This window comes from Streptosporangium sp. OZ121 (assembly GCF_051918885.1).
Lineage (GTDB): Bacteria > Actinomycetota > Actinomycetes > Streptosporangiales > Streptosporangiaceae > Streptosporangium.
The window spans coordinates 21937-34743 of record NZ_JBPXMC010000004.1; the positions used below are offsets into that span (position 1 = coordinate 21937).

Sequence of the window (12807 nt, forward strand, 5' to 3'; positions counted from 1 at the left end):
TCTCATTGCGCCTTATAAGGGCTGAGAGATGGGTAACATCCTGCCCCAGAGCGGGTAGACATACCGGTCTAATGCCGCAAGACATCACAAAGGTTCCCTGTGTCCCACGATTCAGCAAGCCACATGCCAGGCCCGCTGGGCCTGGCACGTGGCGTCTCCCCGTGGTTGCTCCCGACCGTGGCCGCCGCCGCCGTAACCTCCCTGCTCAGCCGTCGTGACCGGCGCTGGGCGCTGGCGGCGGTCCCGCTGACCGCGCTCACCGGCGGGATGCTCTGGTTCTTCCGCGATCCAGATCGCACTCCGGGCACCGGGCGGATCCTGTCGCCCGCGGACGGCGTGGTGCAGAGCATCGACCCGTGGCCGGACGGCCGCACCCGTGTCGCGATCTTCATGAGCCCTCTCGACGTGCACGTCAACCGGGCGCCGCTGGCCGGCACGGTCACCTCGGTGGAACACGTGTCCGGGGGCTACCTGCCCGCGTTCAACAAGGACAGCGACACCAACGAGCGGGTCGTCTGGCACCTGGACACCGCGCTCGGCGACGTCGAGCTGGTCCAGATCGCCGGCGCGGTCGCGCGTCGCATCGTGCCCTACGTGGCCGCGGGGGCGAAGGTCGCCAGGGCCGAGCGGATCGGCCTGATCAGGCTCGGCTCGCGGGTCGACGTCTACCTTCCCGAGGGGATCGCCCCGGCCGTCTCCGTGGGCCAGAAGACGGTCGCGGGGGTGACGGGTCTTGACCACGGCTGACGCGAGCTGGCCGATGGACGAGACGGACGACGAGCCACGAGGACCCGTGGGCAAGGCGTTCCGCCTGTCGGCCGCGGACTCCCTGTCCCTCGGCAACGCCCTCTGCGGCTTCCTCGCGGTCTGCGTGCTGGCCTGGTCGGCCATCAGCGCGCTGCAGCAGGACAAGCCCTTCGCGGCCGACCCCCGGTTCTTCGGCACCGCCGTGGTGCTCCTGCTGATCGGCGCCACCTGCGACCTGTTCGACGGCCTGGTGGCCCGCAAGTTCCGCGCCTCGGCCATGGGCGCCGAGCTGGACAACCTCGCCGATGTGATCAGCTTCGGCTTCGCGCCCGCCTTCATGGTGGTCATCTGGGCGGGGTTCAACCAGCAGATCCCCTTTCTGCTGGTGATGGCCGCGGCGTCGTCGGTGCTGCTGGCCGGGGTCATCCGGCTCGCGCGCTTCGCCTGCGTGAAGACCAAGAGCGGCGACTTCATGGGGCTGCCCATCCCGATGGGCGCGATGACCGTGGTCTCGGTCGTGCTGCTGTTCCCCCCGTCGATCTGGACGATCCTGCCCGTCTTCGGGGTGGCGTACCTCATGGTGAGCCGGATCGAGTACCCCAAGCCCAAGGGCAATCTGGCCGCCGCCGTGCTCGCCTGGATGATGATCAACGTCGCCTGCCTGACCATCTGGGTCGCTGGCCTGGCCGGTGGCGACACGCTGATCAAGGTCGGGGCCGTCATGCAGATGACGATCGTGGCGACCATCCCGCTGCGGGTCCTGATGTTCAAGAGGGAGAAGCGCAAGGAGCAGCGCAAGGCGTCCGCCGAGGTCGGCTGACCGCCCGCGGCGCGCTCACGCCGTTTCCCCGCGGGCATGGCGGATGGTCGCCGGTACGCCATGCCCGGATCCGTTCTCGTCCCGGAATGCCCCGGCCCGCTTCCCATGTCCGGCGTGGCTGCGTTCAATTGCCTCATGGGAGCTGAGCCGCACGAGCACACCCGTACCTACTTCCTCGGCATGCTCGCCCGCGAGCTGGAGCTGAGAGGCATGAGCGTGACGCTCAAACGGAGCCCGCCGTCGCTGCGGGTCAGCGATCCCGAGGCGGCGATGTTCAACGAGACCCTCGACTGCGTCCCGCTGGCCGAGGGCTGGTTCTACCGCTGGTCCTGGGGTGACCTGGTGGAGCGGGTGGAGGATCCGGCCAAGGCCGCGGATCGGATCCTCCGGGTCTTCGGCGGCTGACGCCCGCCTTCCCGCCGCGCTCGGGCCCCCGGCCGGCGGGGAGTCGGCCGTACGGGCCCGGACTCCCCGCCGGCCGGGGGGTGTCACCAGCCGCGCTCGCGCCACTCGGGCAGCGAGGGGCGCTCGGCGCCGAGCGTGGTGTCCTTGCCGTGGCCCGGGTAGACCCAGGTGTCGTCCGGCAGCCGGTCGAAGATCCGCTCCGACACGTCGGCGAAAAGCTGGGCGAACCGTTCGGGATCCTTGTTGGTGTTGCCGACGCCGCCGGGGAAGAGCGAGTCGCCGGTGAACAGGTGGCCCGGGTAGTACAGGGCGATCGAGCCGGGGGTGTGCCCGCGCAGGTGGATCACCTCCAGGCTGACCACGCCGACGGTGATCCCGTCGCCGTTCTCCACCTCCAGGTCCACCGGCACCGGTAGCGCACCCGCGTCGAGCGGGTGGGCGATCACCGAGGCGCCGGTCGCCCTGGCGACCTCCTCCAGGGCCTGCCAGTGGTCGCCGTGCTGGTGGGTGGTGACGATCTTGCTGATCGGCTGGTCGCCGATGAGTTCGAGCAGCCGGTCGGGCTCGGCGGCCGCGTCGATGAGCGCGCCGTCGCCGGTCTGGGTGCAACGGACCAGGTAGGCGTTGTTGTCGAACGGGCCGACGGCCAGCTTGGCGATCGTCAGGGCGGGCAGCTCGCGCAGGTCGGCGGGGCCGCCGACCTGAACATCACCGGTGTACGTCACGGATTCTCCTCGCACGGGGTCGCGGGAGGGCAGGGCGGTGCGCGCCCTGCCCCCGTCACCCTCATCATTCCGCCCGGCGGGCAGGTTGGGGCATAAGGGGGGTGTTCGCATCGTTGAAACCGTGGGCCACCTGCCAGGTCTGGGTGAAGGCCGTAGTCTGGAGAGGGCGGGAAAACGACTCCGGACGCCGGTCCGGAAAATTGTCGGCCCCTCTCGCTAGTCTTCCCGCGACCGCTTCCAACCCTCTATCAACGACGTCGGGACTGCTGTGGCTGACCGCCTCATCGTGCGTGGTGCACGTGAACACAACCTCAAGGACGTCTCGCTGGAGCTGCCGCGAGACTCTCTGATCGTCTTCACCGGACTGTCCGGCTCGGGCAAGTCCAGCCTGGCCTTCGACACGATCTTCGCCGAAGGCCAGCGGCGCTATGTCGAATCGCTGTCGGCGTACGCGCGGCAGTTCCTCGGGCAGATGGACAAGCCCGACGTCGACTTCATCGAGGGGCTCTCGCCCGCGGTGTCGATCGACCAGAAGTCGACGAGCCGCAACCCCCGTTCCACCGTCGGCACGATCACCGAGGTGTACGACTACCTGCGCCTGCTCTGGGCGCGGATCGGCAAGCCGCACTGCCCGCAGTGCGGGCGGGCGATCGCCAGGCAGAGCCCCGAGCAGATCGTCGACCGGGTCATGGAGCTGGAGGAGGGCACCCGCTTCCAGGTGCTCGCCCCGGTGGTCCGCGGCCGCAAGGGCGAGTACGCCGAGCTGTTCACCCAGCTCCAGGCGAAGGGCTTCGCCCGCGCCCGCGTCGACGGCACGGTGGTCCGGCTGGACGACCCGCCGACGCTGAAGAAGCAGGAGAAGCACGACATCGAGGTGATCGTCGACCGGCTGGCCGTGAAGGAGGGCGCGAGCAGCCGCCTGACCGGCTCGGTGGAGACCGCCCTGAACCTGTCGGGCGGGACGATCACCCTGGAGTTCGTCGACCTGCCGGAGGACGACCCCAACCGCGAGCGCTTCTACTCCGAGCACCTCTACTGCCCCTACGACGACCTGTCGTTCGAGGAGCTGGAGCCTCGCTCGTTCTCGTTCAACTCGCCCTTCGGCGCCTGCCCGGAGTGCACGGGCCTGGGCGTCCGGATGGAGGTCGACCCCGACCTGGTCGTACCCGACCCGGAGAGGCCGCTGGGCGAGGGCGCGCTCTCCCCGTGGGCCGGCGGCCACACCAGCGACTACTTCGTACGCCTGGTCGAGGCGCTCGGCCTGACCATGGGCTTCGGTCTCGACACCCCGTGGGAGCGGCTCCCCAAGAAGGCGCAGAAGGCCCTGCTGTACGGCCACGACGAGCAGGTCCACGTCCGCTACAGCAACCGCTACGGCCGCCAGCGCTCCTACTACACCACTTTCGAGGGGGTCATCCCCTGGGTGCAGCGCCGCCACGGCGAGTCCGACAGCGACGGCATGCGCGAGAAGTACGAAGGCTACATGCGGGAGATCCCGTGCCCGGCCTGCGAGGGGGCCAGGCTCAAGCCGGTCTCGCTCGCCGTCACGGTCGACGGCCGCTCGATCGCCGACGTCTCGTCGATGTCGATCGGCGACTGCGCGGAGTTCCTGGCGGGGCTGAAGCTGTCCGACCGCGACATGCACATCGCCGAGCGGGTGGTCAAGGAGATCAACGCCCGGATGGGCTTCCTGCTCGACGTGGGTCTCGACTACCTGACCATGGACCGGGCCTCCGGCACCCTCGCCGGTGGCGAGGCGCAGCGCATCCGGCTCGCCACCCAGATCGGCTCGGGCCTGGTCGGGGTGCTGTACGTGCTGGACGAGCCCTCCATCGGCCTGCACCAGCGGGACAACCAGCGGCTGCTGGAGACCCTGATCAGGCTGCGTGACATGGGCAACACGCTCATCGTGGTCGAGCACGACGAGGACACCATCGCCGCCGCCGACTGGGTGGTCGACATCGGCCCCGGGGCGGGTGAGCACGGCGGCCAGGTCGTCGTCTCGGGCACCGTGGCCGACCTGCTGGCCTCGGAGACCTCGATGACCGGCGCCTACCTGTCCGGCCGCAAGACGATCGCGATCCCCGCCACCCGCCGCAAGCGTGACAGGAAGCGGCAGATCACCGTGAAGGGCGCCCGCGAGCACAACCTCAAGGGCGTCGACGTGGAGTTCCCGCTGGGGCTGCTGACCGCGGTCACCGGGGTCTCGGGATCCGGCAAGTCCACCCTGGTCAACGACATCCTCTACAACGCGCTGGCCAAGGAGCTGAACGGCGCGCGCACCGTCCCCGGCCGCCACGCGCGGGTCAACGGGATGGACCTGGTCGACAAGGTCGTGCACGTCGACCAGTCGGCGATCGGCCGCACGCCCCGGTCCAACCCGGCCACCTACACCGGTGTCTTCGACAAGGTCCGCGACCTGTTCGCGCAGACCACCGAGGCCAAGGTCCGCGGCTACCAGAAGGGCCGGTTCAGCTTCAACGTCAAGGGCGGCCGGTGCGAGGCCTGCTCGGGAGACGGCACCCTCAAGATCGAGATGAACTTCCTGCCGGACGTCTACGTGCCCTGCGAGGTCTGCCACGGGGCGCGCTACAACCGGGAGACCCTGGAGGTCCACTACAAGGGCAAGACGATCTCCGAGGTGCTCGACATGCCGATCGAGGAGGCCCTGGACTTCTTCGACTCCATCCCGGCCATCAAGCGCTACCTGAAGACGCTCAACGACGTCGGCCTGGGCTACGTCAGGCTCGGCCAGCCCGCCACGACCCTGTCCGGCGGCGAGGCCCAGCGCGTCAAGCTCGCCTCCGAGCTGCAGCGCCGCTCCACCGGCCGGACGATCTACGTGCTCGACGAGCCCACCACCGGCCTGCACTTCGAGGACATCCGCAGGCTGCTGGGCGTCCTGGGCAAGCTCGTCGACGGGGGCAACACGGTCATCGTCATCGAGCACAACCTCGACGTGATCAAGACCGCCGACTGGCTGATCGACATGGGCCCCGAGGGCGGCTCCCGGGGCGGCAGCGTGCTCGCCGTCGGCACGCCCGAGGAGGTCGCCCTGGTCGACGAGAGTCACACCGGCCGCTTCCTGCGCAAGATCCTCGGCAGCTGAAGGCCGGATTCCGGACCGGGCCACCCCGTCAATACCCTTGACGCGGAGCCCGGTTCCGATCCGGGGACGACGTTGCGAGAAGGGCCGAGATGAGCACGCAGGAGGCCTCCGCCGTGCCCGCGCGCAGGCAGGTGATCGCCGCGGCGGGGGCCGTGGCGTGCGGGGCGGCGCTGGCCGGGTGCGGCGGCGGGGAGTCCGCCGCCGCCATCGTGCCGCCGGGGATCAAGGGGAAGGTCATCGCGCGGACCACCGACATCCCGGTGGGCGGCGGCAAGGTGATCACCAAGTGGAAGATCGTGATCACCCAGCCGTCCTCGGGGGTGTTCAGGGCGTTCACCGCGAGCTGCCCACACCGGGGGTGCGCGGTCGGCAGGGTCGGTGACGGCGTGATCCGCTGCCCCTGCCACGGCAGCGAGTTCGCCGCCGACTCCGGCAAGTGCCTCAAGGGCCCGGCGGAGGCGCCGCTGGTCCAGTACGCGCTGAAGGTCGAGGGCGACGGGATCGTCATGGTCTGATAGTTCGTGCCGTCTTCCCCTCGGGGGCGGCGCGGGTCCTGTCGGGAGCGCCGGAGCCGGATTCGCCGGGTCCGAAGCCCGCCCCGAGGGCTTCCAGGGGGATCCTCCGGATGGCCCGGAAAGAGGGCTGAGGCGGTAATTCTTCACAGTCTCCTGACAAGTGGTACGGCATGCTGAACCGTCATCGGGGTTCCAGCCGTACCTGAAGATGATGATCCTGGAGGATATTCATGACTGAGACGACACGTCGTACCGTGATATTGAGCGCCGGTGGGGCCGGGATGGCCGCGGTGCTGACCGCGTGCGCGGGATACGGAGAGCCTGCGGCGGACGGCGGGGACACATCCGCGACCGCCGCCTCGCAGGCGCCGGAGGCGGCCGAGACGAGTGCGGGCGCGGAAGGGAACTCCGGGGCGAACGCCCTGGCCAAGACCGCGGACATCCCCGAGGGTGGCGGCAAGGTCTTCAAGGACGAGAAGATCGTGATCACCCAGCCGACCGCGGGGGAGTTCAAGGCGTTCAGCTCCGTCTGCACCCACCAGGGGTGCGACGTCGACAAGATCGCGGACGGCACCATCGACTGCCCGTGCCACGGCAGCAAGTTCAAGATCACTGACGGTTCCGTGGCGAACGGCCCGGCCGACAAGCCGCTGGAGGAGAAGGCGATCAAGGTGGACGGCGACTCCATCGTCCTCGCCTGAACCCGGCCGCGGGCCCGCCGCCGGGAGGAACGTCCCGGCGGGGGGCCGGGTGTCACGCGGCGGCTCCCGTACGGCCCGGTCACCTCGCGAAGCGACGGGCTTCGCATGAGGGTGTGGCCCGCCCCGGCCGCGCCGTGTCCCGGCCGCCGGCCGGGCGGGAAGGCCGCCACGAAGGCCAGGCTGGGAAGGCCAGGCGGGGGAAGCCGGAAGGCCGCCACGAAGGCAGGGCGGGGAGGCCGGCGGGGAAAGCTGTAAGGAAACCTGTCGGTCCGGGCCGATAGTCTTTCCGTGTGGCGAGATCTGTGGGTGGTCCGTTGAGTTTCCGGCCGAAGCCGGGGTCCATCCCCGAGTCCCCGGGCGTCTACCGGTTCAAGGACGCCGAGGGCCGGGTCATCTACGTCGGCAAGGCCAAGAGCCTGCGCCAGCGGCTCAACTCCTACTTCGCCGACTTCGCGGGCCTGCACCCGCGCACCCAGACCATGCTCACGACGGCCGTGGACGTCGACTGGACGGTCGTCGGCACCGAGGTCGAGGCGCTCCAGCTCGAATACTCCTGGATCAAGGAGTACGACCCCCGGTTCAACGTCAAGTACCGCGACGACAAGTCCTACCCCTACCTCGCGGTCACCATGGGGGAGGAGTTCCCCCGGGTCCAGGTGCTGCGCGGCGCCAAGCGCAAAGGCACCCGTTACTTCGGCCCCTACTCCCACGCCTGGGCGATCAGGGAGACCGTCGACCTGCTGCTGCGGGTCTTCCCGATCAGGAGCTGCTCGGGCGGGGTGTTCAAGCGGGCCGCGCAGATCGGCCGCCCCTGCCTGCTGGGCTACATCGACAAGTGCTCGGCCCCCTGCGTCGGCCGGGTCACCGCCGAGGAGCACCGGGAACTGGCCGACGACTTCTGCGAGTTCATGGCGGGCAACACCGGCCGGTTCATCAAGCGGCTGGAGCGCGAGATGCGCGAGGCCGCCCTCGCGCAGGAGTACGAGCGGGCCGCCAGGCTGCGTGACGACATCCAGGCGCTGCAGCGGGCGATGGAGAAGCAGGCCGTGGTCCTCGGCGACAACACCGACTGCGACGTGATCGCCCTGGCGGAGGATCCGCTGGAGGCCGCCGTCCAGGTGTTCTACGTTCGCAGCGGGCGGATCAGGGGGCAGCGCGGCTGGGTGGTCGACAAGGTCGACGAGGTCGCGCCGGGCGAGCTGGTCGAGCAGTTCCTGCTGCAGATGTACGGCGACGCGGCCGCCGAGGCGCTGCCCAGGGAGGTGCTGGTGCCCGTCCTGCCCCCCGACGCCGAGGCGGTCACCGAGCTGCTCGGCGAGCACCGCGGGGCACGGGTGGAGATCAGGGTCCCCCAGCGCGGCGACAAGAGGTCGCTGATGGAGACCGTCGAGCGCAACGCCCTCGAGTCCCTGAAGCAGCACAAGCTGAGACGGGCCAGCGACCTGACCGCGCGCAGCAGGGCGCTGCAGGAGGTCGCCGACGCCCTCGACCTCGACCAGGTGCCGCTGCGCATCGAGTGCTACGACGTCTCCCACATCCAGGGCACCAACGTGGTGGCCTCCATGGTGGTGTTCGAGGACGGCCTGGCCCGCAAGAGCGAGTACCGCAGGTTCTCCGTGCGCTCCACCGAGGGTGACGTCGCCTCCATCCACGAGGTGATCTCCCGCCGGTTCAAGCGCTATCTGGAGGAGCGCTCCGCCACCGGGGAGCTCGACGCGGCCACCGGGGCCGATCCCGCCGAAGAGGCCGCGGGAGAGCCGGGGGAGGGGTCGCGGGCACCGGGCATCGACCCGGAGACCGGCAAGCCGCGCAAGTTCGCCTACCCGCCCAACCTGGTCGTCGTCGACGGCGGTCCCGCGCAGGCCGCGGCGGCCCGCAGGGCGCTCGACGAGCTGGGCGTGGACGACGTGGCGGTGTGCGGCCTGGCCAAGCGGCTGGAGGAGGTCTGGCTGCCCGGCGAGGACCTGCCGGTGATCCTCGCCCGCTCCAGCGAGGCCCTTTACCTTCTCCAGCGGGTACGCGACGAGGCCCACCGCTTCGCCATCGCCTACCATCGATCCAAACGGTCGAAGAGCGTCAAGGAAAGCGCTCTGGACGAGGTCCCCGGTCTCGGCCCGGCCCGCAGGCAGGCGTTGATCAAGCATTTCGGATCGGTGAAACGGCTGCGGGAGGCGACCGCGGCACAGATCTGCGAGGTTCCCGGGATCGGCCCCTCGACGGCCGAGACGATCGTGTCGGCCTTGAAGGGGCAGAACCCATGAGCGAAAGAGAGCCCGCGTTCGTCCTCGTCACCGGAATGTCGGGGGCGGGGCGGAGCACCGCCGCCAAGGCCCTGGAGGACCTGGGGTGGTTCGTCATCGACAACCTGCCGCCCGGGCTGCTGTTCGCCATGGCCGAGGAGGCGGGGCGGGTCAAGCTGGCCGCCGACAAGGTGGCCGCGGTGGTCGACGTGCGCAGCCTGGCCTTCACCAGTGACCTCAACAGCGCGATCGAGGAGCTGGAGGGGCGCGGCGTCGCCGTGCGCGTGGTGTTCCTGGAGGCCAGTGACGAGGAGCTGGTCCGCAGGTTCGAGAACGTCCGCCGCCCGCACCCGCTGCAGAGCGACGGCCGCCTGGTCGACGGGATCGCCCGCGAGCGCGGCATCCTGCGCGAGGTCCGGGCCAACGCCGACCTGGTGATCGACACCTCCAACCTCAACGTCCACGAGCTCCGCGGGAAGATCGTCGCCTTCTTCGGCGGCGAGGACCGCCCCGGCCTGCGGGTCAACGTCGTCTCCTTCGGCTACAAGTACGGCCTGCCCGTCGACGCGGACCTGGTCGTCGACTGCCGGTTCCTGCCCAATCCCCACTGGGTTCCCGAACTTCGCCCCATGAACGGACTGGACGCTCCCGTACGGGAGTACGTTCTCAACCAAGCGGGTGCGAAGGAACTCCTCGACGCCTACGAGGAGGTGTTCGCCATCATCGCCTCCGGCTACACCCGCGAGGGCAAGAGCTACGCCACGCTCGCCGTCGGCTGCACCGGCGGCAAGCATCGCAGTGTCGCCATGGCCGAGCAGCTCGGCGGCCGGCTGCGCGACAGGGGTGGCATGGAGGTGCAGGTGAGCCATCGGGATGTGGGCCGGGAGTGAACGAAGGTCTCAAGATCGTCGCACTGGGTGGAGGACACGGGCTGTACGCCTCGCTGTCGGCGCTGCGGAGGGTCACCTCCCGGCTGACGGCGGTGGTCACCGTCGCCGACGACGGAGGGTCGAGCGGCCGTCTCCGTCGTGAGCTCGGCGTGCTCCCCCCGGGAGACCTGAGGATGGCCCTGGCCGCCCTGTGCGGTGACGACGAGTGGGGGCGCACCTGGAGCGAGGTCGTCCAGCACCGCTTCCGCAGCGAGGGCGACCTGCACGGCCACGCGATCGGCAACCTGCTGATCGTGGCGCTGTGGGAACGGCTCGGCGACACGGTCTCCGGGCTCGACTGGCTCGGGCGGCTGCTCGGCGCGCACGGGCGGGTGCTGCCGATGTCCTCGGTGCCGCTCGACATCGCCGCCGAGGTCGAGCTGGACGGCGAGGTGAGCACGGTGCGCGGCCAGGTGGCCTGCGCCCTCACCCCCGGCAGGGTCCGGGCCATCTCGCTGCTCCCCGAGGATCCGCCGGCGTGTCCCGAGGCCGTCCAGGCGGTCCTCGACGCCGACTGGGTGGTGTTCGGTCCCGGGTCCTGGTTCACCAGCGTGCTGCCCCACCTGAAGGTGCCCGAGCTGGCCGAGGCGCTGCACACCACCCGCGCGCGCCGCCTGGTCACGCTGAACCTCGCCCCGCAGCCGGGGGAGACCGACGGCTTCTCCCCCCAGAAGCACCTGGAGGTGCTGCGCCAGCACGCGCCCTCCCTGGAGATCGACGTCGTCATCGCCGACACCGGGGTGATCGAGGACCGCGACGAGCTGGAGAAGGCCGCGGCCGACCTCGGCGGGCGGCTGGTCCTCGCCTCCGTGGCGGACGAGGACGGCTCCCCGCGACACGATGCACAACGTCTTGCCTCCGTCCTGGACGAGATTTTCCGTGAGAAGCGTTGATCCTGGTCAGCGGTGCTCAGGAGTGCGAGAAACTTCTGTGAGCCCGATTTATCTCGGGCCGCATGGGGTCTGTATGGGGGAGGACGAACGCGCATGGCGATGACAGGTGTGGTCAAGGACGAGCTGAGCAGGCTGCCGGTCCTGAAGCCTTGCTGCCGTAAGGCCGAGGTGTCGACGCTGCTGCGGTTCGCGAGCGGGTTGCATCTGGTGAGCGGCCGGATCGTGATCGAGGCCGAGCTTGACACCAACGTCACCGCCCGGCGGCTGATCAAGGACATCGGTGAGGTCTTCGGGCACAAGGCGGAGGTGCTCGTCCTGGCCCCCGCCGGACTGCGCAAGGGCTCGCGTTACCTCGTGCGGGTCTACCGCGACGGGGAGGCGCTCGCCCGCCAGACCGGTTTGATCGACAACCACGGGCGCCCGGTCCGCGGCCTGCCCCGCCAGGTCGTCGCGGGGGCGACCTGCGACGCCGAGGCGGCCTGGCGGGGGGCGTTCCTGGCGCACGGTTCGCTCACCGAGCCGGGGCGCTCGATGTCGCTGGAGGTCACCTGTCCCGGGCCGGAGGCGGCGCTCGCGCTGGTCGGGTCCGCGCGGCGGTTGAAGATCCACGCCAAGGCCCGCGAGGTGCGCGGCGTCGACCGGGTGGTGGTCCGTGACGGCGACGCCATCGGCGCGCTGCTGACCAGGCTGGGCGCCCACGACAGCGTGCTGGCCTGGGAGGAGCGGCGGATGCGCCGCGAGGTGCGTGCGACGGCCAACCGGCTGGCCAACTTCGACGACGCCAACCTGCGCCGTTCGGCCCGCGCCGCGGTCGCCGCGGGGGCCAGGGTCCAGCGGGCCCTGGAGATCCTCGGGGAGGAGGCCCCCGAGCACCTGGTGATCGCCGGCCGCCTGCGGGTGGAGCACAAGCAGGCCTCTTTGGAGGAGCTCGGTCAGCTCGCGGACCCGCCCCTGACCAAGGACGCCATCGCCGGCCGCATCCGCCGCCTGCTGGCCATGGCCGACAAGCGCGCCCAGGACATCGGCATCCCCAACACCGAGGCCAATCTCACCGTCGACATGCTGGCCCCGTAGGCCCCCTTCCGGATCGGGCCGCGGAAGGGCCCGCCGCTCACGGCTGCTTCCTGGGCTCGAAGTAGTTCACCCGGCCGGCCTCGTCCGGCTGCGGGACGGACGAGGCGTCGTGGGCCGCGCGGGCGGCCTTGACGCGCCTGTTCACGAAGCCGAAGCCCGCGTAGGCGGCGACCACCCAGAACAGCAGCGCCATGGGGGCGCTCCTGATCGCGTCGGGGAAGGCGTCGAGGACCCGGACGACAGCGGAGCCGTAGTCCTCGCCGGACAGCCGCACCCAGACGATGACGGCCCCGGCGATCTGGCCGAGCGCGGCGCCGGCGAGGGAGAGGAAGGCGGCCAGCGGCGGCAGTACCGGGCTGGTCGGCCTGACCGCGATCATGGCGAGGCCGACGAGGAGACCGACGCCGACGGCGGCGAATCCGATCTCGTACCCGCTGAAGGCGATGAGCGCGCCGTAGGCCGCGGCACCGGCGACGGTGGCCAGAAGACCGGCGACAATGCCTGGTAGGAGCCCGTTCGCCAGGTGCGGATCGTTGTCTGTCATGGCAGTTCCTCTTGGGGTTGGAGGCATTTACGGTGACGAGTCGGGCACTTTACTTGAATGGTGCGATACCTGTTCGTGGGTTAACGAATAACGGAGCACCCCCTC

At 70.2% G+C, this 12807-nt stretch carries 12 protein-coding genes; 10 read left to right on the forward strand and 2 right to left on the reverse strand.

All coding sequences use genetic code 11. The features are described from left to right. Positions 1-99: 99 nt before the first annotated feature. The 3 genes from ACTOQ1_RS10080 to ACTOQ1_RS10090 all read left to right on the forward strand — a co-directional run bounded on the left by ACTOQ1_RS10080 (position 100) and on the right by ACTOQ1_RS10090 (position 1972). Positions 100-747: a phosphatidylserine decarboxylase gene (locus tag ACTOQ1_RS10080; RefSeq protein ID WP_440066002.1), complete on the forward strand. Its 648-nt coding sequence runs from the start codon at positions 100-102 to the stop codon at positions 745-747. Beyond that, a complete protein-coding gene (gene pssA, locus ACTOQ1_RS10085) occupies positions 734-1567 on the forward strand; it encodes a CDP-diacylglycerol--serine O-phosphatidyltransferase (protein ID WP_440066003.1) in 834 nt (277 codons plus the stop codon). Before ACTOQ1_RS10080 ends, pssA begins: the two co-directional genes overlap by 14 nt. Before the next feature lie 135 nt (positions 1568-1702). Continuing rightward, positions 1703-1972, forward strand: coding sequence for a hypothetical protein (locus ACTOQ1_RS10090; protein ID WP_440066004.1), 270 nt, complete (start codon positions 1703-1705; stop codon positions 1970-1972). 83 nt (positions 1973-2055) lie between these two features. Here the strand turns inward: ACTOQ1_RS10090 and ACTOQ1_RS10095 are convergent, their stop codons facing one another. Beyond that, positions 2056-2697, reverse strand: a complete 642-nt coding sequence (locus ACTOQ1_RS10095) for an MBL fold metallo-hydrolase (protein WP_440066005.1) — start codon at positions 2695-2697, stop codon at positions 2056-2058. Positions 2698-2965: 268 nt separating this feature from the next. Here ACTOQ1_RS10095 and uvrA point away from each other — a divergent pair, with 268 nt between their 5' ends. From uvrA to whiA, 7 genes are all read left to right on the forward strand, one after another. After that, entirely contained in the window at positions 2966-5806 is a 2841-nt protein-coding gene (gene uvrA / locus ACTOQ1_RS10100) for an excinuclease ABC subunit UvrA (protein WP_440066006.1), read from the forward strand. An 89-nt stretch (positions 5807-5895) separates the two neighbouring features. Beyond that, a complete protein-coding gene (locus tag ACTOQ1_RS10105) occupies positions 5896-6321 on the forward strand; it encodes a Rieske (2Fe-2S) protein (protein WP_440066007.1) in 426 nt (141 codons plus the stop codon). Between the two features lie 230 nt (positions 6322-6551). After that, positions 6552-7022 (forward strand): Rieske (2Fe-2S) protein, encoded by a 471-nt coding sequence (locus tag ACTOQ1_RS10110; protein ID WP_440066008.1) that lies wholly within the window; start codon positions 6552-6554, stop codon positions 7020-7022. Positions 7023-7324: 302 nt separating this feature from the next. Then, positions 7325-9283 (forward strand): excinuclease ABC subunit UvrC, encoded by a 1959-nt coding sequence (gene uvrC / locus ACTOQ1_RS10115; protein WP_440066532.1) that lies wholly within the window; start codon positions 7325-7327, stop codon positions 9281-9283. Next, positions 9280-10152: an RNase adapter RapZ gene (gene rapZ, locus ACTOQ1_RS10120; RefSeq protein ID WP_440066009.1), complete on the forward strand. Its 873-nt coding sequence runs from the start codon at positions 9280-9282 to the stop codon at positions 10150-10152. The genes uvrC and rapZ overlap by 4 nt, the downstream gene beginning before the upstream one ends. Positions 10153-10166: 14 nt before the next feature. Next, the gene (locus ACTOQ1_RS10125; protein ID WP_440066534.1) at positions 10167-11084 is read left to right on the forward strand and encodes a gluconeogenesis factor YvcK family protein; all 918 of its coding nucleotides are present in this window, start codon (positions 10167-10169) and stop codon (positions 11082-11084) included. Between the two features lie 93 nt (positions 11085-11177). Then, positions 11178-12158 (forward strand): DNA-binding protein WhiA, encoded by a 981-nt coding sequence (gene whiA / locus ACTOQ1_RS10130; RefSeq protein WP_329079024.1) that lies wholly within the window; start codon positions 11178-11180, stop codon positions 12156-12158. 37 nt (positions 12159-12195) lie between these two features. Here the strand turns inward: whiA and ACTOQ1_RS10135 are convergent, their stop codons facing one another. Further along, positions 12196-12702 (reverse strand): hypothetical protein, encoded by a 507-nt coding sequence (locus ACTOQ1_RS10135; RefSeq protein ID WP_440066010.1) that lies wholly within the window; start codon positions 12700-12702, stop codon positions 12196-12198. Positions 12703-12807 lie beyond the last annotated feature (105 nt).